The organism is Paenibacillus sp. AN1007, from assembly GCF_040702995.1.
In the GTDB taxonomy this organism is placed as follows: Bacteria; Bacillota; Bacilli; order Paenibacillales; family Paenibacillaceae; genus Paenibacillus.
Genome location: NZ_CP159992.1, coordinates 967,750 through 988,901, shown reverse-complemented (window position 1 = coordinate 988,901; position 21,152 = coordinate 967,750). Strand labels below are relative to the sequence as shown.

Below are 21,152 nucleotides of genomic sequence, written 5' to 3'. Positions count from 1 at the left end.
CAACAGAAGAGAGAATAACACACATCTCAGGAGGGTATTATGTCTATTACGAAAAAAACGTCTTTATTTGCCATGCTCATTATGATGATGCTTGCAGTCGCCGCCTGCGGTGACAAAGCAGATAACAATACAAAATCAAATGAGCCCGCTGCTGCGGAAACAACTGCAGGGGCAGATGCCGGCACAGCCAAAACCGATGATTCGGATAAAAACGACAAATCAGAAGCGTCCAGCGAAGACAGCAAAGAAACGGATAACACATCTAAAGTGGAGCTGGGAACAACACAAAAGGGCTCATACACAAATGATTATTTCGGTGTATCCCTTAAATTTCCAGAGGCATGGGAATTCCAGGACGCCGAGGGCATGAATCAACTGACAAGTGCTTCCTCTGAAGCGATTGCCGGTGATGATGCAGCCAAGAAAAAGCAGATGGAACTCTCCCAGACCAAAACACTGAACCTGCTCATGGCATCCCAATATCCGCTGGATGGCGGTAAAGTAGGTCCATCAGCGATGGCCATTGCCGAAAAGGTAAGCCTGCTGCAGGGGATTCGTACCGGAGAGGACTACCTGAAAGCTACCAAGAAGTTCATGGAAGACAGCAATTTCCCTTATACCTACAAGGACTTCACAACCGAAACGATCGGTGGTAAAGAGATGAATCTGATGCAAATTACGATGGATGCCGGAGACGGAACGACAATTACACAGGACTACTACAGCACCATTATTGAAGGTTATGCATTCAACTTCATCTTCACGTATGTAGACGAAAAATCCAAATCAGAGATCGACACCATCAAAAAGTCGGTTCAATTCAAATAAGACCAAACCCCGGCAGCGATCTAAACCGATCACGCCGGGGTTCTTTGTTGTCTTTTGCTATACAAATAATCGTTTAACCGGACAAGGCAACCCAATGTCCTTCCTTCACTTCGACCCATCTGGACTGCTCCAGATTATACCGGTCACTCGTGCCTTCCGCTTCCTTCTCCTGGTTCGTCACCATCGCACGCGGTTTATTCTTCTCAACAGCCGGATCAGGAACCGGAATCGCTGAAAGCAGCGCTCTCGTATAGGGATGCTGCGGGTTCGCGTACAGTTCCTCACTCTCGGCAAGCTCCACGATTTTACCGCTGTACATGACAGCAACCCGATCACTGATATGTTTAACCATAGACAGATCATGTGCGATGAACAAATACGTTAAGCCCAATCGCTGCTGGAGTTCTTCAAGCAGCTGTACGATCTGCGCCTGAATGGAGACATCCAGGGCAGACAGCGGCTCGTCGCAGACAATAAACTCCGGTTCTACCGCAAGCGCTCTTGCAATGCCAATCCGCTGACGCTGTCCACCCGAGAACTCATGCGGATACCGCTGTGCATGCGAAGGATCAAGACCAACCAGCTCCAGCAGTTCCTCTACCCTTTTTTCCCGCTGCCTTGCAGTCCCGGCGAGCTGATGAATATCAAGAGCTTCGCCAATAATATCCATAATCCTCATTTTAGGGTTCAATGAAGCATACGGGTCCTGGAAAATGATCTGCATATGTCTTCGCATCGTTTTCATCTCCGCAGGAGTGAGCCGCTGCAGCGGAATGCCTTTAAACAGCACGTCTCCACCCGTAGGTTCATGTAAACGAAGTATCGCCCGTCCCGTCGTTGATTTCCCGCTGCCCGACTCGCCTACGACACCAAGGGTCTCTCCCTGACGAATATGAAAACTGATATCATTCACCGCTTTTAACGTATTGCCTTTGCCTAGATTAAAATATTGTTTGAGGGATCTGACCTCAAGGAGCGGCTGATGGTCCTGCAGCTCTTTGGACACCTGGAATATCGGTTTTGGTTTCTTCTTCTCATCCAGGCGCGGCAGTGCATGCAGCAGACGAATCGTATACGGATGTTTCGGGCTGGCGAAGATTTCCTCCGTTGTACCTGTCTCCACGATCTGTCCTTCTTTCATTACGACAACCCGATCACACATGCCGGCTACGACGCCCAAGTCATGCGTAATGAGAATAATAGACGTATCCAGCTGCTCCTGCATATCCTTCATCAGATTCAGAATCTGAGCCTGAATCGTTACATCCAGTGCCGTTGTCGGTTCGTCAGCAATCAGCAGTTCCGGTCGGCATGCAAGGGCGATACCAATCATCACCCGCTGCCGCATCCCTCCTGAAAATTCATGTGGATACTGATTGTAACGGATAGCGCTTTGTTTGATGCCTACCCGTTCCATCATCGCGATGGCCTGTTTCTTCGCTTCCCTTTTGGACAGTTTCTGATGTTTAATCAGACTCTCCGCGATTTGTTGACCAACTTTAAGGGTCGGATTAAGCGAACTCATCGGGTCTTGGAAGATCATGCCGATATCCCTTCCGCGAATATGCTCCATCTCTTTTTGTGATTTGCCCGCAAGATCCACCCCTTTAAAGAGAATCTCACCCGATTTCATCTGCGAAGGAGGCGAGGCAAGAAGCCTCATAATGGAACGTGCAGTCACACTTTTCCCGCTGCCCGATTCCCCTACAATGCCAAGCGTCTCGCCTTTCCGCAGTTCGAAACTGACCTGCCTCACTGCCTGAAATTCACTGTCTCCTGTATAAAAAGAGACGGACAACTCATTTACTTTTAATAAAGGCTCCATGTGTACACCATTCCTTTCATGGCTTCTCCATCTTTTTATATGTATACAGTTCCATACCTTGACAATTGTTTACGCCCTAAATAATATATACTATATTGATCGGAATAATGCAATTTAAACCTCGGTGAAAGGAGATCTCAGGATTGACTGTTAGAGCAGTACCCCACAGAAGCTCACGTCTGGTAGATCATTTAAGCTTTATTTATGGTAAAATGCTGCTCCATCCCGTTTATCGATATGTATTGATCATACTCGGATTACCGATCAATCTGATCGTTTATATGGTCTGGCGCTCCGATCGCAAGCAGGATGACTGGTCGGCTGTCAGACAATCGGTTGAAGAGGAAATGCAGAGCACTTCCTATCGGGACTTCAAACGACTGGAACTGGAAGACCAGTTGAGACGCAAACATCGTTTTTTCAGGCAGGAAGTCAGCGAGGCAGCATTCAAGCAGCAGGCCGAGAGCTGGCTTGAGGAAACGTTCCAGCAAGAACTGCAGGAGCGAATGTCCCGCAAACTGCAGGAACAGGGACGTCGTCGCCTCGGAATGTCTGATACATTTGGTACGCTGATTGCGCAGCCCTGGTTTTTGGTTTTATCCATCATTCCCGGCTGTATGATGTATCTCATCCTATTTCTCTATGGTAATGCGTATCTCAAGTACATATTTGAAAGAGTACTCATGACAATCTTTGTCATTCTTGGTGTAGCAGCGCTCGTATTTACGATACTTTACTTATCTCCGTTCAACCCGGCGGCCAACATTCTCGGTGTAACCGCTACACAAGAGCAGATTGCAGCTTTTAATCATGTGTATGGTCTGGATCAGCCTTATCTGACACAGCTCTGGAACAATATCAAGGGCGTTGCAATGTTTGATCTTGGCAAATCTTTTGCGGGTAATGAGAATGTCACGGCAACGATTGCGCGAAAGTTTCCGATTACCCTGACACTTGCCGCGATTTCCCTGCTGATCGCTGTTGTGATCGCGCTGCCGATTGGAATTATTTCTGCAATTAAGCCCAATTCATGGTTTGACTACACGTTTATGTTCATCGCCCTGATCGGGCTGTCGATCCCGAACTTCTGGCAGGGCCTGATCTTTATTCTGAATTTTTCGATTAAAATGCAGTGGCTTCCCGCCACGTTTAATCCGCAGAACTGGCTGTCCATGATTATGCCGGTCATTGTGCTTGGTACAGGACTAACCGCAGCTGTCGCCCGGATGACCCGTTCATCCACGCTGGAGGTCATTCATGAAGATTATGTCATGACCGCTCGGGCCAAAGGTTTAAGTAAACGTCAAGTCATGCTGAAACATGCGCTGCGGAATGCCCTTATTCCTATTATTACAGTCGTGGGGCTTCAATTCGGGGCCATGCTCGGCGGGGCAGCGGTAACCGAAAAGGTGTTTAACATCAGCGGACTGGGCAGTTACATTGTGGATAAACAATTTATTCCCGATATTCCGAGTATTATGGGCGGAGTAATCTATACGGCAATCACCATCTCTATCGTGAATGTTGTGGTTGACCTGTTTTACGCGTTTATCGATCCGAGGGTCCGCTCCAAAATGAAACAATATTAAAGCAGGTGTATTATGACAAAATCAAGCTCCCTTACGCAGACAATGCGTTTCCGGCTCAAGTCTTCACACGAATACAGTCAAGCCAGCTTCGCATGGATCACTTCGGTTCTGCTGACCTTGTTACTGCTGCTGAACAGTTATGACTGGACCGGGCAGGCGTTCAAATCTTTGACAGCCGCAGCGGCCGGCATCTATCTGTTCTTTACGCTCATGCAAAGTCTGCTCGTCATTCGAATCAGACGGGATCTAATGCAGCAAGGAGCTGTAAGTGTTCTGACGCGCAGACTGGCCTGGGTGCAGCTGCTGGCTGCTTTTACCGGTAATATTTTTATCGTAACAGCCGCTTTCCATCTGCTTCGACGGCAGAAAAGTATTGAGTATACGTTCGCCGTATATACACTGCTGACACAGCTATTTGTGATTGGTGTATCCGCGTTGAATGTGTTTAAACCTTATGTGGCCGATACCTTTCTGCCTTCTATGGCGGTACTATTATGTATTCTGATTGTGGATCTGGTTGTACTCATCATCGTATCCCGATATGATGCGTCTTCTCCTCTGCCTCGCTGGATGACAGCTGTAGGCATAGTGATGATTGTTAGCGTGATTACGGGCAATATTTTCGCACTGCTGCTGGGGATTTCGATCCTTCGCCGAATTCGCAGGCAGGGCAAACAGGGAACCAATTTTTGGAATGACCTGTGGGAGCGCCTTGCACCGAATATGACGGCGATGTCCGGGCTCTTTTTTATCATCTTCCTGTTCTCGATCTCCATCTGCAGTTTCTTTACGTTCGACTACAGCATGGCGGTGGAAAACAATTATGCAGCCCTGCTTCAGCCGCCTTCCCTGGCTTATCCCTTGGGGACGGATGATTTTGGCCGATGTCTGTTTTCCCGCATCGTGTTTGGTGCACGGATTTCCTTGATAGTCGGTTTGATGTCCACGGTGATTCCGGTTGTGATTGGCGGTGTACTGGGTGCTTTCTCGGGTTTCTACGGGAGACATACGGATAACATCATCATGCGTCTTCTGGATATTTTGTACGCCATTCCAGGGATTCTGCTCGCCATCGCGATCATTGCAGCTTTTGGGGCCAACACGGTTAATCTGATCATTGCCCTGAGTCTGGGTTCAATTCCAACGTATGCCCGAACGATGCGGGCCAGTGTGCTTTATGTATCCACCTTTGAGTTTGTGGAGGCAGCACGTGCTCTCGGTTACAACAACCGTACGATCATTTTCAAACACATCATTCCCAATTCACTTGCACCGATGATCATCAAATCTACACTGACCATTGGCGGAGCTGTCATTGCAACCAGCAGTTTGAGTTACCTCGGGCTTGGCGTAGAACCGCATATACCGGAATGGGGTAACATTCTGAAGCTGGGCAGCACCTACCTGGAGACCCATTCGTATATGGCGATTTACCCGGGACTTGCAATTATTCTGCTTGTGCTTTCGTTTAACTTTCTCGGTGACGGATTGCGGGATGCACTGGATCCCAAACTGGAGAAAGCGTGACGGATCGATTTTAATTTACATGATTTTAAAAGTTGAACTATTCTTTTACACAGAAACGGAGAGGACAGAAAAAACCTGGAAAAGCGGAGCTAAAAGCTTTCTGCAAGAAAGCTACATCGGAAGCATATGCCACGCCTTTATCACCGGATTTTCCTCTTTCGAAAAGGAATCAAAAAAATCTGGTTAACCGCTACTCTACAGGTTACTCTGTCATCGGAGTGCTCCGTGTAAACCTCTTAGTTCAATTTCCATAGAAAAATCATACATCACATCTATTGATACAATGGAGGTATTCCCATGAAAAAACGTACACTTGTCACCCTGCTGCTGATTCTCGTGCTTGTGATCTCCGGCTGCAGTGTAAAAACAAAAACGGAATCTCAGGAGCAGAACAAACCGTCCGATACCGACCAGACTGCTCCTAAAGCAGTGGACATCGAGCTGCTTGCCATGAGTTCTTCCGAGAGCGATGTCAACATTGTCCGCGACCAACTGACCAAAAATGGCTTCAATGTGAAGTTGAATCTGCAGCCGGATTACGGCAGCTTCAAATCTCAGCAGGATGCAGGCAACTACGATATCGCATTGTCCAGCTGGACAACGGTAACGGGCAATCCGGACTATGCGGTGCGCTCCCTTTTCAAAACAGGCGGAGATTACAGCATCGTTGCGGATAAAGAAATCGACAAGCTCATCGATCAGGCTGCCACCCAAACACCTGAAGCGTACAAAAATACGTATAAACAGCTGGAAGACCGTCTGGTTACCGATCAGGCATATATCGCTCCGCTGTATATCTCTATGAAAAGTCAGGCTGTAAACAAAGACATACTGAATGTCGATACGGTTCGCCTGTCCAAATCCCGTGCGCTGGCATGGGAGCCGATTGAGTTCAAGGACAGCACCAAAAACAGCAAAGATCCATTGATTTTGACCCAAGCTGCATCCGTACTGACTTCCCTTGACCCGATCAAAGGAAACGATGGTTCAATTAACCAGATTAATACCAATCTGTATGTTCGTCTCGTCAACTTGACGGATGATGATCAACTGACGGCTGACGGGTCACTTTCACGAAATTTCACAATTGCTGACGGAAATTCCGATTACTATTTTGTTCTGCGTGACGACATCAATTTTGCCAAAATTGAGAACAAGAAAGCAGTAGATACCGGCGAACGCGTAGGTGCGGATGACGTGATCTTCTCTCTCGACCGTGCCAGAAATAAAGACTCCGTTCCAGATCACCGCACATACAGTCTGCACGAACATATCAAGCAGGCAGAGCTGGTTACCGACTTGAACGCCTTGGAATCCGTTAAACAATCCGGGGGCAGCGGGTCCGTGCTCGAAGCTCTGAATCAAGGACTGGATAGCGATATCAAGGAACTTGTCAGCGATAAAACACAAGCCAATAACGGTGCGGGCAAATACCAGGTGGTTAAAGTGACCACCACTGAACCGTTCCCGCAGGTGCTGAACTATCTGGCCCACCAATCCGCAGGAATCGTATCCAAGAAACAAGTGGAAAGCATCAACACATATGATGTCGCATCCTTCGATGTGAACAAGGATATTCCTTATGGTGACCAAAATACCGTAACCGAAGGTGCAGGCTATAACAACACACTTTATACCAGCGGCCCTTATATCCTTTCTTATAAAAATGACTACGAAGGCGTCTTTCTGAAAAACCCGGGATACCGTAAAGGTTCGGACTTCGCTCCGAAGATTGATCAGGTTAATGTACGCTTCATCGCTGATCCGGACAGTGCCCTGTCTGCGCTTCGCAGCAGTGAAATCCACCTGTACTACGGGGTGTCTGAGACCAAAAATGATATTATCCAGAATGACAGCAAACTGCAGCTGCAGAGCATTCCGAGCAATGCCGTATCCTATCTGCTGTTCAACACAGCTAACCGAGAAGTGGCCAAGAGCAGTGATCTGAGAAAAGCGGTACTGTATTCCATTAATCAGGATGAGATTCTGCAGTTCTACAAAAATAACAAACTCAAAGCTTACTCCACCGTAAGCCCGCTTGTTCAAACCGGAAACGAACTGAAAGCTGATCCGGCCAAAGTGAAACAATTCCTGAGCAGCTATAACACATCAAAATAAACACCTGAACGCAAAAGGGTGCCGCCGATCAATCTTCTACTGATCCTGGTGGCACCCTTTTTCCTATGATTCCGGCACTTGGCAGTCCGCCAAAATATCGGGGTAATTCCGCATGCTGTCCGCTTCGGTAATGCTGCGCATGACTCTGCACGGCACACCTGCTGCAAGCGAATGCGGCGGAATATCACGTGTAACCACACTGCCTGCTCCAATGACACAGCCGTCACCAATGGTTACACCCCCGCACACGGTAACATTCGCGGACAGCCATACATCGTTACCAATCGTAACAGGTTTGGCGTAACAGAGTGATTTCAATTCGCCATGCTGATCCAGCATCTGTCTCCGCTCACTTGCGATCAAAGGATGAACAGGCGTCACGATGGTGACGTTGGGCCCAAAGCTGGTGTAATCTCCGATCGTCACCTGCGCATCATCCTGTATAGTCAGATTGTAATTACCGAAGAAGCGGCGGCCAATCCGGGTATGCACGCCGTAATGAAAGAATATGGGGCCTTGTATATATCCGCCCTCCCCCATTTCCCCCACCAACCGCTGTAATATCTGCTGTCTTTCCTCCGTCTGCTCCTCAAAGGTCTGACTGTAACGCTGGCTGAGATCGTGAGCCCGCCGCTTTACTGTCTTTAAGTCCGGGTCAGCCGGATTAAATAACATGCCCTTCATCATTCTCTCTTCTTCACGCATTGTGCTTCTCCTCATCTATTCCTTGTTCCTGCAGATCCATCATGTGTCCCTCCAATTGAATTAAAGATGCAGACAGAGAGCGTAATACCAATCGTTTCTTCCTGCTCATTCACCACTTTATAATTTATCTTTATAAATTATATTTAATAAGTGTGCAGATGGCGTCTCTCTCATGATATGATCGTACTCCTTGTAACTGGTTCCATGTCAACAACGGGTTTTCGTAAGCTCATTTTCGGTTCCTGCAGTGCAAAAAAATCCACAGAACTCGTTCTGCGGATCATAAAGCATCCGATAAAATGGAAGACTTCAACGTTTGAAGAACCATTTCTTTTAATCCCGTATTAAAATCATCCTGGAACGCGTCCTGATGAACGATCTCCGGCAGAGTCGGCATCGTGTGTTCTTCGGTGTACTGTCTCCATGCCAAGTCCAATTCTTGTTTCTCCACCCGTTCCTGATAGACTACAATCTGATGTGGGGCCGCAACGGCATTAACCGTGTGCAGCGTCCGGCATACCTGGTTTATAAAATCCTTCTTACTCATTTCCTGCTTCCAATCAGGGGAGTACGGAAGATACTTGATCTCTCCAAACATGCCATTTTTGCCACGAATGATCTGTCCGTTCAGCACCATCCCCATACCTGGCGGATAACGATGCGGAAAATAAATGCCTGCCACACTCTGCTCCTGAAGATTGGCATGCTGTGTACAATATCCGCTGATCGCGGCATTCACATCATTCTCTACGAGTACTTTCATCTGGAACTTATCCTCAATCTCCCGAATCAATTGGGAGTGAATAAGCTCCTCATGACTGCTCACGGTAATGTCCCCATCTACGGCCTGCCCCGGGATTCCCATGCCGATCATCTGGATGGAAGGATTTGCTGCTGTGAAACGTGCAATGAGATGCAGCACATGCTCTTTATCAAAAACAGGCAGGAGGCTCTCTTCCTTCATTACAACCTCATTCTCAAGATTAATTACCGAGGCCGAGATTAACTGCTGACCTCTCATCTCTTTCATGGACAGAACAAGCGCGAGCTTATAGTTAAAATTATATCGATATGCCTGGGCAGGACGACCGCCATTGGAAGGCACGATTTTATCCTGAATCAGTTCTCCACCGTCGCATAACTCCTGAATCAGTGCGTTAATTGTGACCACGCTGAGACTGGTTAACGAAGCGAGCTGTGGTTTCGTTGCAGTTCCGATCTGCTGCATGACTTCACGCACATTATTCATATTGATGTGTTTCATCATTGTAGCATTAGCTTTTCTCATATGCCTCTCGTTTCCAGCCCGGTTCAAAAGACCAAAGCAATCGTATTCATGTTATATATTCCTTTTCATATCATAACATAATACAACGCTTCAACACATAACGCTCATTCAAACAGATCCTTTATGGATCGTACAGGTTGTACCTCCATCGGTTCTTTGGACAAGGCCATATTCACATAAACACCTGCCCAGATAATGAAGGCCATAATGACATAAGCCATCCTTCTCACCTCCCTGCTTGCTGTGGTTTCACGATTAAACGGTTAACCGTCTCTGCACAGATCAGCATCAGAACAAACATGACCAGGACAACCATTGGAAAAGAGGCCGTTCCTGTATGCGATGCCAGCAGTCCAAACAGCGGCGGAAGCAGCGTAGTTCCGGTATAAGCAACCGCCATCTGGTAACCCATGAGTCTGGCTGCACTCCCTTTACCGAACCGGGTGGGAGTTTCATGCAGAAGTCCGGGATAGATTGGAGCCAGACCGAGGCCGATCAGTATTAGTCCACCTGCAGCGAACACCGGAGGCAGGGGAAGCAGCAGAACAATGCCGCCGGCGATCGTCGTCCATTGACCGAAGCGGATGAGCAGGAGATTAGAGATCTTTAATGTAATAAAGCCCGTAATTAACCTTCCTAACGTGATCCCCCCATAATAGAGCGATATCCAGCTGGCAGCCGTTTCTGCAGATACATTTCTTGTGCCGACGAGATAGCTGGCTCCCCACAGCCCAACAGTCATTTCAACGCCGCAATAGAGCATAAAAACAACAAGGGTAGGTCTAACCCCTTTTATATTCAGGAGCTTAGTCGGTAAAACTTTGTCCATTTCCTCCCTTGGCTTGATGCTCGGCAGGTCCGGCTTTGAGCGGGTCGCCGCCACACGTTTCCACAATGGCAGGGTCAGCAGAAGCACCACTACGAGACCGAATTGAATAAGGGCAACGGCTGTGTAGCCGCCTCTCCAGGAATGCTGACCCGTAATAGATGCTGCCATGATGAAGGGCCCCGTCGCTGCACCTACACCCCAGAAACAATGCAGCCAGTTCATATGATGGGGCCCGTAGTGCTCTGCCACATAATGATTCAGCGCCGCATCCACCGCACCTGCACCTAGTCCAAGCGGGACAGCCAATATAATGAACCAAACCAGAGAAGGGGCTATGGAGAATCCAAGCAGGGAAACCGCAGTGAGCAAACAGCTTAATAAGGTAATACTGCCTGTGCCCAATTTGCGGACCATATATCCGCTGGCGAGACTCGAGACGATGGTTCCAGCAGCAGTAATCATAGAGACCAGGCCTGCAGCGCCAACCGAAGATTCAATCTCAGGCCATATGACCGGCCATGACGAACCCAAAAGAGAATCCGGGAGCCCCAAACTGATAAATGCCAAGTAGATGATAATTAAAAACCAGGTTGTCAACAGCAGATCTCCTTTCATAATGTGTCTGTCATAACTTAATTAATGCACTTTATAAAGTTTATATCGTAAGTATGCAGACCAAACGTTTCTTTGTCAATATAAAAAGAATGTCTAATGTTCTCATCAAAGTACACCTTCTCCACTGCTCACAAGGTATACCAGCGACGTAAGAGAGCAGCACAAATCAGCAGGGGAAGTACGCCGAGCATCAGAAACAGGATCATTCCAGGAATTAAAAAATGAGTGAAAGGGGATTTTTCCAGCAGTGAAGCAGGTATGTTCAGCATTTTCCCAGATGGATCTATCATCAGCATTAACCCTCCGGCGACTGCCCCTATTCCAAGCAAACCATGCATTGCTGCAAGCAGATATGATGGAGTTGTGCGCTGCGTCATATGAGAGTGCCCCCTTCTATTCCATTTTAAATTGGTTACCCGACTGATAAACCGTACACCTTGTGATCCCATTCTCTCACAAACCGAGACATTATCCTGTGCTCCTTCTCACCAGCAGCAGTACAAGAACCTGTCCAGATGGTAAAACTTGATAAAAGAACGTATGTTCGGTATAATATGCTTATATACTGAATGAGCGAGGCATAATATGATGGATGACAAATTTATTAAGGAATTACGCAAAATCAGCCGTGATGACAGACGCCGATCGGAGTTCATGATTCAGGGCATGAAGGAAACATTGCAGGAACGCAAAGATGAAGGTGTATTCAAGCGGTGGTTGCGGCGGCGGAAAATTCAGAAAAGTATTTCGGAGCGATTCGGCTCCGATTCCTCTTCGAATCATGAGTAAATAGAGTTTATCGTTCATAACTGAAAGAGGAGGCCAAACAAGCCTCCCCTGATTCACTACATATATTTACTACAGCTTGGTATCGATGCACAATTAGGGCAGAATGGCAAATGACCGCACGGGAAATCCGGATGCTTTTTCCGCTTTCGGAACGATATTGAAGATTACGGCGCCTTTCGCTGGAACCTGATCCAGATTCGTTAACAGTTCTACTTGATATGTATCCTGAGCAAGCACATAATACTCGGCTAATAGAGCCCCATTTTTCTGATAATCGACTGCAGCATCCGTATCAAACGTTTCATGGCCGATCGCTTTAATGTTCCGTTCCTCGAACAGAAATGTTAACGCCGCTACAGACCATCCCGGCGCATGGTTGTTCCCGTCAGCATCTTTGTTGTCAAAATCTTGATGGTTCGGCCAGCGTTTGCTCCAATCGGTTCGGAGCGCCACGAAGCTGTCTGCTTCGATTCTGCCATGCTCTTTCTCAAATTCAACAATGTGCTCCACTTCCAAGGCAAAGTCGGGATTGTTCTTCACAGCCTCGGACTGATCAATGACGACGAGAGGCAGCACAAGCTCCTTGAGTCCCAACTCATCCAGGTAGCGTGTATCACGCACGAAATGGATTGGCGCATCCAGATGAGTGCCGTATTGACCCGGGAACTTGAAGCTTTGGGCGAAGAATCCCTGATCATGGTTAAACAGTGTATCGAACTGCGCAGCATCAAAAGCAGAGAAATGCGGAGATTCCGGGCCGAAAGTATGGGTAAGATCTACCCATTTTTTTTCTTTTAACACCTGAATGGCTTGAATAAGTTCGTTCGTCATCTGTTTCACCTCATATGCAGAATGGAATAAATTTCTCCTATTATATCTCAATGCTGCGTATTGGTGAACATAATGATTTTCTTTTCGTAGAGAGGGAGTGCATGATAAGACTGATTCTCCGCCGCAGCAAGCAAAATTACGCTGTGCAGCAGGCTGCTTACAGCGAAAAGCAGAGAAAAACCGTTCTCTGTGTGGAGAACGGCGTGTGATTCATGTAATTTGATTAAACTAATTTGCGGTTATAACCAGTTTGCCCCGTGTATGATGCGATTCACTTTTTTCGTGAGCATCACGCAGGCCCTGTTCAGTCAGTGGATATGTTCCATCAATAATCGATCTCAGCTTCCCATCCGCAGCAAGCTCAGCCAACTGTTCAAGCTGGTCTCCCTTCGGCTCCATCATAAACACGCTGCCCGTTACACCCTCTTCCTTCGCCAGCTCTTCATCCGGCTGTTCCACAAGAGAGATTAGACGCCCGCCAGATTTCAATACCTTGAAGCTGTTCCGCTGGATGTCGCCACCCATCGTATCCAATACAACATCGTAATCGGAGAGAACTTGAGAGAAGTCCTGTTCTTTGTAGTTAATGAAATGGTCCACACCGAGCGAGCGTAATAAATCTTCATTCCCTGCACTCGCGGTAGAAGCCACTTCAGCACCCAAAGATTTGGCGATCTGGATCGCATAAGTCCCTACTCCACCCGCACCTGCATGAATGAGAACCTTCTGACCTTTGCCCAAACGACCATGATCAACCAGCGCCTGCCAAGCTGTCATTGCAGCGAGCGGAATGGCCGCCGCCTCTTCAAAGCTCAGCTGCTCAGGAATGCGGGCCACAATATCTGCATCTACAGCAACGTATTCCGCATAGGTTCCGAATTGACGCGGGCGGGCAAATACACGATCCCCTTCTCTGAAACGGGTAACGTTCGATCCTGCTTGGACTACAGTACCTGCCACGTCACCACCCAGAATCATTGGCAGCTGATCTGCTGCCTCCTTCAGATGACCTTGTCTTATTTTGAAGTCAACTGGATTCACAGACGCTGCATGTGTGCGGATCAATACCTGATTCACACCGCATGCCGGCTTCTGCACTTCCTTTTCTTTTAATTGTTCCGGTCCGCCAAATGCTTCAATCACAATTGCTTTCATATAAAATCCCTGCCTTTTCTAAGAAATGGAGTGACTTGTGATGGGTTATTCTCATACTCTTCTCTATTTATGATTACCCCATTCATCGGTTTACTTGACCTTCCAATATCAATGTGCTGTTTTATAGGAAGGCGAATCATCTCGCATATGTGCGCTCCTTTTTCTGCATCAAAAAAAGCCGTACGATGTACGACTTTAAGATTCATCTATGATCATCCTTATTTTATGCCGCATATCCATTAATCCGGGAACTGTACGTGACCCGGTACAATGGCTGCACCACCCGATCCATCATTCGGCAGAGCCGGAATGGTGTCATACACCACTTTACCACGAATATCGGTGATCCGAATACTTAATTTCTCCTTACCCAGCCCGGTGCCAAGGAAATGGTTATAATCTTGTTTCTCCAGACTAAGCCATGAACCGTCCTTCTGTTTCACTTCAAACTTCAGCACCGGATATTTATGATTGCGGACCTGAATGGCTGCCCACCACTGACTGCTGCCTTCCTTGATCCGGTAAGATACATTCCCTTCAATCGGAGCTTTGACAACCTTCCAGCTGACATCGATCTTCCCGGCTTGGGGATCGCCGATCTGGTTAAACGCGTTAGGCGAAAGGTCCAGTGCTCCACTGGCTCCTTCCGGGTACAGATCCGTTACATATACTACAGTTTTGCCTTTGGGTCCCTGAACTTCCAGATAGGCTCCAGCTAAAGCTGCTTTGACCCCGTTATAATTGAGCTGATACGGATTGAGTGCTGTAATCTTCATGTCTGCCGGAATCGGATCAAGCAGCACAGCACCACCTGAGTAACCGGAGCCCGTATAGGTGGCGTATCCTTGATATGTATCATTCCAGGCTGCAGATGCTGGGAGCGCAAATAAGATAAGACCAAGCAGCATACCTGCGGCAGACCATCCGAAACGCTGGAATCTACTTTTCCTGCTCATAGTGTGATTCCTCCTTATCATTGTGGCTGTGATACAAAATATATTTCTACATTGTCATAGACAATGTAGAACATTATTTTACATAAATAATAAAATATTTAAATGTTTTTCTGGTAAATCACATCCAAAGTCCTGCTTTATCACATAAAAAAAGCGCCGCAACCGGGAGAAAATTCATTCTCCAGCAGTGTACGACGCCTCTCTCTTGCCCTGGATCACATTGGATACCATCCTACCATGTCTATAATATAGAACATGTATATCTGTAATTCCGTCTCACTTTCTTGTATATCTTGCTGCTCTTCATATCTTCATATCTTTGTCACTTTGTATATCTATTCTAGATCTCTTATATCTTTGAACAGCATTTATTCCCCGCTTATCCCGTCTCTTTACGTTTCGTCCGATTCCTGAATCGTTCATAACGTGCATAGAGCTTAGGAGACTCTTTTGTCAAAATAGGCCCCAGTACAGCCAGTATCAGCACGTATAACACGGCGAAGGATTGAATGGAGGCCATAAGTCCCCCGGCCTTGCCGATGTTGGCCATGATAATCGAGAATTCGCCCCGGGACACCAGTGTAAAACCAACATTCAAAGAGGCTTTGTTCGATACCCCAGCCATTTTACCTGCAATCATGCCCGCACCAAAGTTGCTCAGAATCGTCAGAATAACAGCAATCACCGTCATCCCTACAGCTCCGCCGAGGGTCGATGGCTCAATCGTCAGGCCAAAGCTGAAGAAAAATATGGCACCAAAAAAGTCTTTGAACGGCATAATATGCTGTTCAATTCGGCTGACATGTCTGGACTCACCGAGAACAAGTCCAATCATTAACGCTCCGATGGCTTCAGCAACATGCAGCGTCTCCGAGAAACCCGCCACCAGGAACAGCAGTGTCATAATCGTGAGCAGAAATAACTCCGATGACTTGATATTAAGTGCCTTATCAATATATTTAATACTCTTCCTGCCAATAATCAGGAACAGCACAATAAACAGCAAAGCAGATAAAGATACGAGCAGTACACTTCCAAACGAAGTTGCCCCGCTAAGCACAAGACCGGTCAGAATGGAAATATGAATAGCAATAAACAAGTCGTCAAACATAATCATACCCATAATAATCTCTGTCTCGGGATTCGCAGTCCGCTTCAAATCCACGAGTACTTTGGCAACAATGGCCGTAGACGAGCTGGTCATGATCCCGCATACGACCATCGTCTCCTGAAGCGGCAGATTCATGAACCAGCCGAGCAGCAGGCCTGAGACAAAATTAAGACCGACATAGAATATACCACCGGTAAGAATCGCTTTACCCGATTTTAATAACCGGGAAACCGAGAACTCCAATCCCAGATAAAACAATAAAAATAAGATTCCCAGCCTGCCCATAAATTCGATAAAAGACGAGCTTTCGATAAATCGTAAATCCACAATGCCAAACTGTGGTGCATGCGGTCCAACAGCCATACCGATTAGAATGTAAAATGGAATAACCGAAAATCGTAGTCGTGTAGATATTAATCCTGTAAGCGTAATTAGCGCAACGGCAACCCCCACTTCGAATATGAGCATATCCATACGCTACATCCGTCCATCGGTCAACCATTGCTTAAGCTGCTTGAGCTGATCACGTTCACCCGCAACAACGATCGTTGCCCCACTGGTAAACACGTACTCTGGTCCCGGATTAAATTGTTTTTCCTTCTCTTTGTCGATGGCCGCCAGAATTGCCACACCGGTTACCTGCCGGATATTCAATTCCCCGATTGTCTTTCCGACACAGGCAGCATGGGGTTCAATGCGAAGCCATTCGATAAGCAGCCCTTCCAGCATCACTTCCCGCTCGTTCTGAAACTGGGGTTTATACGTCATGCCGCCAACAATCGCTGCTACAGCCCTTGCTTCATCGTCATCAAGCGTCACCAGCGAAACCATATCTCCCAGTTCTTCTGCCTGATCTCCTGATTCCATATGAAACAGATCACGCCGCTCATCATTATGAACCACGATAACAAGATGTTCTCCGCTGCGGGTGTGAAGCCAAAATTTGCGTCCGATCCCCGGCAGGTCCGTCTCTTTAAAGTGCATGATTCGCACCTCCTTGAGTGAAACCTTGCTGCGGATTTGGTTTCAGGTCGTCCATCTGTCCGGCTTCCTGTACCTTTCCTTTGTTCGACTCGGAAGCCCACTGAATGTCCACAATTCGAATCCTCATGGAACCTGACGGAGTAGAGATTGCTCTTATTTCACCTTTGCTGCCGAGCAGCAGCTGACGTCCTACAGGAGAAAGGAATGAAATCTGCCCTGCATCCGGGTCTGCTTCCTCCGGCATAACAATGGTTAGCGCATCCGACGTATGGAAATCAACATACTCCAGTTCAATCTGACTGCCGATCAGCACGACGGAATTCAGAAGCTCATCCGGTCCGGCGAGCAGCTGCTCCACTCGTTCCGTATAAGCTGTCAGCTGTTTATCCAGCTGCACACGCTCGGCATTACGCACGTCAAAATAAGCGTCAAGAAAAGCTCTTTTCTCTTCGCCCAGGGTTAATAGCTGACTTACCAGCTGTTCTCTACAATTGTGAAGTGGAGTACTACGGTTCATAGTAGATTTCACCTCCTATACACGCCTTGTTCTCCACGTTGATTCGATTCTTGTTACTTATCATCCTGTTGTCCTCCTTCGTATATATAAAAGAGCCCAAAGTTGTTGAGCCCTCCCTACCATCTTACCAAAATGAATTTATTAATCCAATCTATTCGGCTAACTTGCGGTTTTATTCTATATCTTGGGACTATTATCCAAAAATTAACGATATTCTTTACATTTAATGATAGGTCCATAGAACATTTTAATTGCCTCATAAAAAACATTTTATGGATTTTTGTCTCGTATTTTTATTTTCTTTCCTGTATATTTAACTACAAACTTTTATGCAATTTGTACAAATAGGTATCTGCAGACTTTAACACGATAAAGGAGTGCATTGAAAAAGTGTCCACGATTACAAAAGAAACTTCAACGTCATCAAAAGCTGCTGCCGCAGCGTATGTTCATTCCGTCTATGAGTCGGTTATCGCGAGAAATCCGAATGAGAATGAATTCCATCAAGCCGTCAAGGAAATCCTGGATTCACTGATCCCCGTCATCGAAGCACATCCCAAATACAGAAATCACAGTCTGTTAGAGCAGCTCGTTGAGCCGGAACGAGTTATTACTTTCCGTGTTCCTTGGGTGGATGATCAAGGCAAGGTTCAGGTGAACCGCGGCTTCCGGGTACAGTTCAACAGTGCCATCGGTCCGTACAAGGGCGGACTTCGTTTCCACCCATCGGTGTACTCCGGTATCATTAAATTTTTGGGCTTTGAACAAATTTTCAAAAATGCGCTGACCGGCCTTCCCATTGGTGGCGGTAAAGGCGGATCTGACTTTGATCCAAAAGGAAAATCGGATCAGGAAGTCATGCGTTTCACGCAAAGCTTCATGACAGAGCTGTACAAATATATCGGTCCAGACGCAGACGTACCTGCTGGCGATATCGGTGTAGGTGCACGGGAGATCGGTTACATGTTTGGTCAGTACAAACGCATTCGCGGCGGTCATGAAGCAGGCGTATTGACAGGCAAAGGACTGCTGTACGGCGGAAGTCTTGCTCGAAAAGAAGCAACAGGATATGGCTGCGTATACTTCGTCAATGAAATGCTTGCTTCCAAAGGGCTCAGCTTCAAAGACAGCACCGTTGTAGTTTCCGGCTCCGGTAATGTATCCATCTATGCCATTGAGAAGGCTCAGGAACTTGGTGCCCATGTCGTAGCCTGCAGCGACTCTGGCGGTTACATCCACGATCCACAAGGGATTAATCTGGATACGGTTAAACGTCTGAAAGAGGTTGAACGCCTGCGGATCAGCGATTACGTCAAAGAACATCCGCATGCAACCTATACCGAAGGGTTCGAGGGGATCTGGTCTATTCCGTGTGACATCGCTCTTCCTTGCGCCACACAAAACGAGATTGATGAACAATCTGCGGCCCTTCTAGTCAAAGGCGGCGTGAAGGCCATCGGAGAAGGTGCAAACATGCCATCTACGCTGGCGGCCATTGATATATTCCTCGGTGCCGGAGTGCTGTTTGGCCCTGCGAAAGCTGCGAACGCTGGTGGCGTAGCCGTGTCCGCTCTTGAAATGTCACAGAACAGCATGCGGTTGTCCTGGACATTTGAAGAAGTAGACGCCAAACTGCATGACATTATGAAAAATATTTATAAGAGCTGCGTAGAAGCGGCAGAAGAGTACGGATGCGAGGGCAACCTGCTGGCTGGAGCTAACATTGCCGGCTTCCTCAAGGTAGCCGACTCTATGATTGCACAAGGCGTCGTGTAATCCCTTCGTGTGCTTTTCAGCACATGTTTAGCAGATAGATAAGAAAGAAGCCTTTCCTTCGTCCAGCGGCCTTTTCAGGCGCTGCTTGGGGAGAGGCTTCTTTTTTTGTATTATGCAGTAATTTACTTAAGGCTGCGGGAGGATCGCATCCCTGGGTCATTTCTAGATATGAACCTAGACATAAACACATCCACTTCGTCCTGCCCATCCACGGTAAACCCGAAACGTTCGTACAGCCGCTGTGCCGGACTGCCCTGCAGCACGTTCAGTGTTACACGGCTGCTCCTGACTGCCTCCTGCTCCAGCAGCAGGCTGAGCACTTTTGTACCGAGTTTTCTACCCTGATAATCCGGATGAATGTAGAAGTGTTCCAGCAAATATTCCTTATCTTTTGGTTTTAACGCCACACAACCGATTAAAATCCCTTCCAGCTCCAGTATCCGGGTATGTTCCGGGTGAAACGTGTTTCGAAAACGCTCCCTCACCTTAATCTCGTCATATCGACCCAAACGTGTCAAATCATCGCACAGTACCAAAGCTCGTAAATCTGCCAGCTGCTCCCGATCGGCATGGACAGCCTGACGCATTACAATTCCATCCATACTCTCACACCTCCATACATGATCCATCCGCACCTTTTCTTGTTTATCATGCGTTTTACATTTTAACATATATGTGCACTTCCCAATGTCATTTGAACAGGGCATGAATCAATAACATTCATTGGATTGAAGCCATTTCCCTACAATGGTAAAGTAATACTGACATGATGTTATTCGTAAATTTGAGCTGAATTTTTTTTCAACATGATAAGGAAGTGTGTATTTTGTCTAACCAACCAACGTTCAGCAGCACAGCCCCACATCTGCTCGCAGATTGCGAGCAGTGTTATGGATTATGCTGTGTTGCTCTGCCTTATGGCAAATCTTCCGATTTTGCTTTTGACAAGTCCGGCGGCACCCCCTGTCCCAACCTGCGGGAGGATGACCGCTGCGGCATTCATACCCAGCTTCGTCAGAAAGGCTTCAAGGGCTGCACCGTTTATGACTGCTTTGGTGCAGGACAGAAGCTGTCACAGGTCACGTATGCGGACAGAAGCTGGCGGACTCATCCCGAATCAGCCCGTGAAATGTTCGACTGCCTGCCTGTACTGCGCCAGGTTCATGAACTTATCAGTTACATGAGAGAAGTCATGATGCGCTCAGATACATCTTCACTTCATGCCGCAATGGGTAAGGTCTATCCTGACATTGAACGCCTGAGCGATCTGGAACCTCCGGCTCTGCTGCACCTGGATATCACGAGCCATCGGGCGAAAGTAAACATACTGCTAACTCAGGCCAGTGAGCTGGTCCGCGGCAGCGCTCCGTCAGCCGCATCTGCTGCTCATAAGAAGTCCAAAACCAAAAAGCGCAGCGGCATGGACTTCCTGGGAGCAAATCTTCAGGGCGCTGATTTGCGAGGAGCAAGCTTCCGGGGGGCACTCCTGATTGCAGCCAATCTGCGTAATGCCGATGTACGGAACGCTGATTGGATTGGCGCAGACTTGCGGGATACTGACCTTGGCGGAGCGGATCTGCGCGGCGGAATTTTTCTGACGCAAGCTCAGTTAAACGCTGCTGTGGGAAATGCGAATACGCTGCTGCCTGACCATTTGAATCAACCTTCCCATTGGCGTTAATAACACACCATGCAAACACCCCGCCCTT

At 47.5% G+C, this 21,152-nt stretch carries 20 protein-coding genes; 7 read left to right on the top strand and 13 right to left on the bottom strand.

Translation table 11 applies throughout. From position 1 onward, the window contains the following. Positions 1-39: 39 nt before the first annotated feature. Positions 40-828: a hypothetical protein gene (locus ABXS70_RS04450; RefSeq protein WP_342552284.1), complete on the top strand. Its 789-nt coding sequence runs from the start codon at positions 40-42 to the stop codon at positions 826-828. A 73-nt stretch (positions 829-901) separates the two neighbouring features. Here ABXS70_RS04450 and ABXS70_RS04445 read toward each other — a convergent pair whose 3' ends face one another. Beyond that, positions 902-2,653, bottom strand: coding sequence for an ABC transporter ATP-binding protein (locus tag ABXS70_RS04445; RefSeq protein ID WP_342552285.1), 1,752 nt, complete (start codon positions 2,651-2,653; stop codon positions 902-904). Between the two features lie 212 nt (positions 2,654-2,865). Here ABXS70_RS04445 and ABXS70_RS04440 point away from each other — a divergent pair, with 212 nt between their 5' ends. From ABXS70_RS04440 to ABXS70_RS04430, 3 genes are all read left to right on the top strand, one after another. Next, on the top strand, positions 2,866-4,242 hold the full coding sequence (locus ABXS70_RS04440) for an ABC transporter permease (RefSeq protein WP_342556416.1): 1,377 nt from the start codon (positions 2,866-2,868) through the stop codon (positions 4,240-4,242). Positions 4,243-4,254: 12 nt separating this feature from the next. Then, positions 4,255-5,769 carry an ABC transporter permease gene (locus ABXS70_RS04435; protein ID WP_342552286.1) on the top strand — a complete coding sequence of 505 codons (1,515 nt, stop codon included), beginning with the start codon at positions 4,255-4,257 and terminating at the stop codon, positions 5,767-5,769. Between the two features lie 297 nt (positions 5,770-6,066). Beyond that, positions 6,067-7,887, top strand: a complete 1,821-nt coding sequence (locus ABXS70_RS04430) for an ABC transporter substrate-binding protein (RefSeq protein ID WP_342552287.1) — start codon at positions 6,067-6,069, stop codon at positions 7,885-7,887. Between the two features lie 63 nt (positions 7,888-7,950). On the opposite strand, the gene ABXS70_RS04425 is transcribed toward ABXS70_RS04430, so the two are convergent. The 4 genes from ABXS70_RS04425 to ABXS70_RS04410 form a co-directional block, all read right to left on the bottom strand. Next, positions 7,951-8,592: a sugar O-acetyltransferase gene (locus tag ABXS70_RS04425; protein ID WP_342552288.1), complete on the bottom strand. Its 642-nt coding sequence runs from the start codon at positions 8,590-8,592 to the stop codon at positions 7,951-7,953. A gap of 280 nt (positions 8,593-8,872) precedes the next feature. Further along, positions 8,873-9,880, bottom strand: a complete 1,008-nt coding sequence (locus tag ABXS70_RS04420) for an ROK family protein (protein WP_342552289.1) — start codon at positions 9,878-9,880, stop codon at positions 8,873-8,875. Positions 9,881-10,106: 226 nt separating this feature from the next. After that, entirely contained in the window at positions 10,107-11,306 is a 1,200-nt protein-coding gene (locus tag ABXS70_RS04415) for an MFS transporter (protein WP_342552290.1), read from the bottom strand. A gap of 146 nt (positions 11,307-11,452) precedes the next feature. Next, the gene (locus tag ABXS70_RS04410; protein WP_366294139.1) at positions 11,453-11,701 is read right to left on the bottom strand and encodes a hypothetical protein; all 249 of its coding nucleotides are present in this window, start codon (positions 11,699-11,701) and stop codon (positions 11,453-11,455) included. A gap of 208 nt (positions 11,702-11,909) precedes the next feature. On the opposite strand from ABXS70_RS04410, the gene ABXS70_RS04405 reads away from it, so the two are divergent. Next, the gene (locus ABXS70_RS04405; protein WP_342552292.1) at positions 11,910-12,113 is read left to right on the top strand and encodes a hypothetical protein; all 204 of its coding nucleotides are present in this window, start codon (positions 11,910-11,912) and stop codon (positions 12,111-12,113) included. 93 nt (positions 12,114-12,206) lie between these two features. On the opposite strand, the gene ABXS70_RS04400 is transcribed toward ABXS70_RS04405, so the two are convergent. The 7 genes from ABXS70_RS04400 to ABXS70_RS04370 all read right to left on the bottom strand — a co-directional run bounded on the left by ABXS70_RS04400 (position 12,207) and on the right by ABXS70_RS04370 (position 17,667). Then, a complete protein-coding gene (locus tag ABXS70_RS04400) occupies positions 12,207-12,944 on the bottom strand; it encodes a cyclase family protein (RefSeq protein WP_342552293.1) in 738 nt (245 codons plus the stop codon). A 228-nt stretch (positions 12,945-13,172) separates the two neighbouring features. Further along, complete coding sequence (locus tag ABXS70_RS04395) at positions 13,173-14,099, bottom strand: NADP-dependent oxidoreductase (RefSeq protein WP_366294135.1); 927 nt, start codon at positions 14,097-14,099, stop codon at positions 13,173-13,175. After that, on the bottom strand, positions 14,096-14,305 hold the full coding sequence (locus ABXS70_RS04390; protein ID WP_342552295.1) for a hypothetical protein: 210 nt from the start codon (positions 14,303-14,305) through the stop codon (positions 14,096-14,098). Before ABXS70_RS04390 ends, ABXS70_RS04395 begins: the two co-directional genes overlap by 4 nt. A 33-nt stretch (positions 14,306-14,338) precedes the next feature. Further along, entirely contained in the window at positions 14,339-15,055 is a 717-nt protein-coding gene (locus tag ABXS70_RS04385; RefSeq protein WP_342552296.1) for an expansin EXLX1 family cellulose-binding protein, read from the bottom strand. Between the two features lie 379 nt (positions 15,056-15,434). Continuing rightward, on the bottom strand, positions 15,435-16,640 hold the full coding sequence (locus tag ABXS70_RS04380; RefSeq protein ID WP_342552297.1) for a cation:proton antiporter: 1,206 nt from the start codon (positions 16,638-16,640) through the stop codon (positions 15,435-15,437). Positions 16,641-16,643: 3 nt separating this feature from the next. Next, positions 16,644-17,150, bottom strand: a complete 507-nt coding sequence (locus ABXS70_RS04375; RefSeq protein WP_342552298.1) for a cation:proton antiporter regulatory subunit — start codon at positions 17,148-17,150, stop codon at positions 16,644-16,646. Then, positions 17,140-17,667 (bottom strand): GreA/GreB family elongation factor, encoded by a 528-nt coding sequence (locus ABXS70_RS04370; protein WP_342552299.1) that lies wholly within the window; start codon positions 17,665-17,667, stop codon positions 17,140-17,142. The genes ABXS70_RS04375 and ABXS70_RS04370 overlap by 11 nt, the downstream gene beginning before the upstream one ends. Before the next feature lie 399 nt (positions 17,668-18,066). Between ABXS70_RS04370 and gdhA the strand changes: the two genes are divergently transcribed. Then, on the top strand, positions 18,067-19,443 hold the full coding sequence (gdhA, locus tag ABXS70_RS04365; RefSeq protein ID WP_342556417.1) for an NADP-specific glutamate dehydrogenase: 1,377 nt from the start codon (positions 18,067-18,069) through the stop codon (positions 19,441-19,443). 122 nt (positions 19,444-19,565) lie between these two features. Here the strand turns inward: gdhA and ABXS70_RS04360 are convergent, their stop codons facing one another. After that, a complete protein-coding gene (locus ABXS70_RS04360) occupies positions 19,566-20,045 on the bottom strand; it encodes a GNAT family N-acetyltransferase (protein ID WP_342552300.1) in 480 nt (159 codons plus the stop codon). Positions 20,046-20,269: 224 nt separating this feature from the next. Between ABXS70_RS04360 and ABXS70_RS04355 the strand changes: the two genes are divergently transcribed. Then, a complete protein-coding gene (locus ABXS70_RS04355) occupies positions 20,270-21,124 on the top strand; it encodes a pentapeptide repeat-containing protein (RefSeq protein ID WP_342552301.1) in 855 nt (284 codons plus the stop codon). Positions 21,125-21,152 lie beyond the last annotated feature (28 nt).

Coding starts and splice junctions, on each gene's coding strand:
- ABXS70_RS04450 (WP_342552284.1), top strand. CDS start 40: ATGTCTATTACGAAAAAAACGTCTTTATTTGCCATGCTCATTATGATG.
- ABXS70_RS04445 (WP_342552285.1), bottom strand. CDS start 2,653: ATGGAGCCTTTATTAAAAGTAAATGAGTTGTCCGTCTCTTTTTATACA.
- ABXS70_RS04440 (WP_342556416.1), top strand. CDS start 2,866: ATGCTGCTCCATCCCGTTTATCGATATGTATTGATCATACTCGGATTA.
- ABXS70_RS04435 (WP_342552286.1), top strand. CDS start 4,255: ATGACAAAATCAAGCTCCCTTACGCAGACAATGCGTTTCCGGCTCAAG.
- ABXS70_RS04430 (WP_342552287.1), top strand. CDS start 6,067: ATGAAAAAACGTACACTTGTCACCCTGCTGCTGATTCTCGTGCTTGTG.
- ABXS70_RS04425 (WP_342552288.1), bottom strand. CDS start 8,592: ATGCGTGAAGAAGAGAGAATGATGAAGGGCATGTTATTTAATCCGGCT.
- ABXS70_RS04420 (WP_342552289.1), bottom strand. CDS start 9,880: ATGAGAAAAGCTAATGCTACAATGATGAAACACATCAATATGAATAAT.
- ABXS70_RS04410 (WP_366294139.1), bottom strand. CDS start 11,701: ATGACGCAGCGCACAACTCCATCATATCTGCTTGCAGCAATGCATGGT.
- ABXS70_RS04405 (WP_342552292.1), top strand. CDS start 11,910: ATGATGGATGACAAATTTATTAAGGAATTACGCAAAATCAGCCGTGAT.
- ABXS70_RS04400 (WP_342552293.1), bottom strand. CDS start 12,944: ATGACGAACGAACTTATTCAAGCCATTCAGGTGTTAAAAGAAAAAAAA.
- ABXS70_RS04395 (WP_366294135.1), bottom strand. CDS start 14,099: ATGAAAGCAATTGTGATTGAAGCATTTGGCGGACCGGAACAATTAAAA.
- ABXS70_RS04390 (WP_342552295.1), bottom strand. CDS start 14,305: ATGAATCTTAAAGTCGTACATCGTACGGCTTTTTTTGATGCAGAAAAA.
- ABXS70_RS04385 (WP_342552296.1), bottom strand. CDS start 15,055: ATGAGCAGGAAAAGTAGATTCCAGCGTTTCGGATGGTCTGCCGCAGGT.
- ABXS70_RS04380 (WP_342552297.1), bottom strand. CDS start 16,640: ATGGATATGCTCATATTCGAAGTGGGGGTTGCCGTTGCGCTAATTACG.
- ABXS70_RS04375 (WP_342552298.1), bottom strand. CDS start 17,150: ATGCACTTTAAAGAGACGGACCTGCCGGGGATCGGACGCAAATTTTGG.
- ABXS70_RS04370 (WP_342552299.1), bottom strand. CDS start 17,667: ATGAACCGTAGTACTCCACTTCACAATTGTAGAGAACAGCTGGTAAGT.
- ABXS70_RS04360 (WP_342552300.1), bottom strand. CDS start 20,045: ATGGATGGAATTGTAATGCGTCAGGCTGTCCATGCCGATCGGGAGCAG.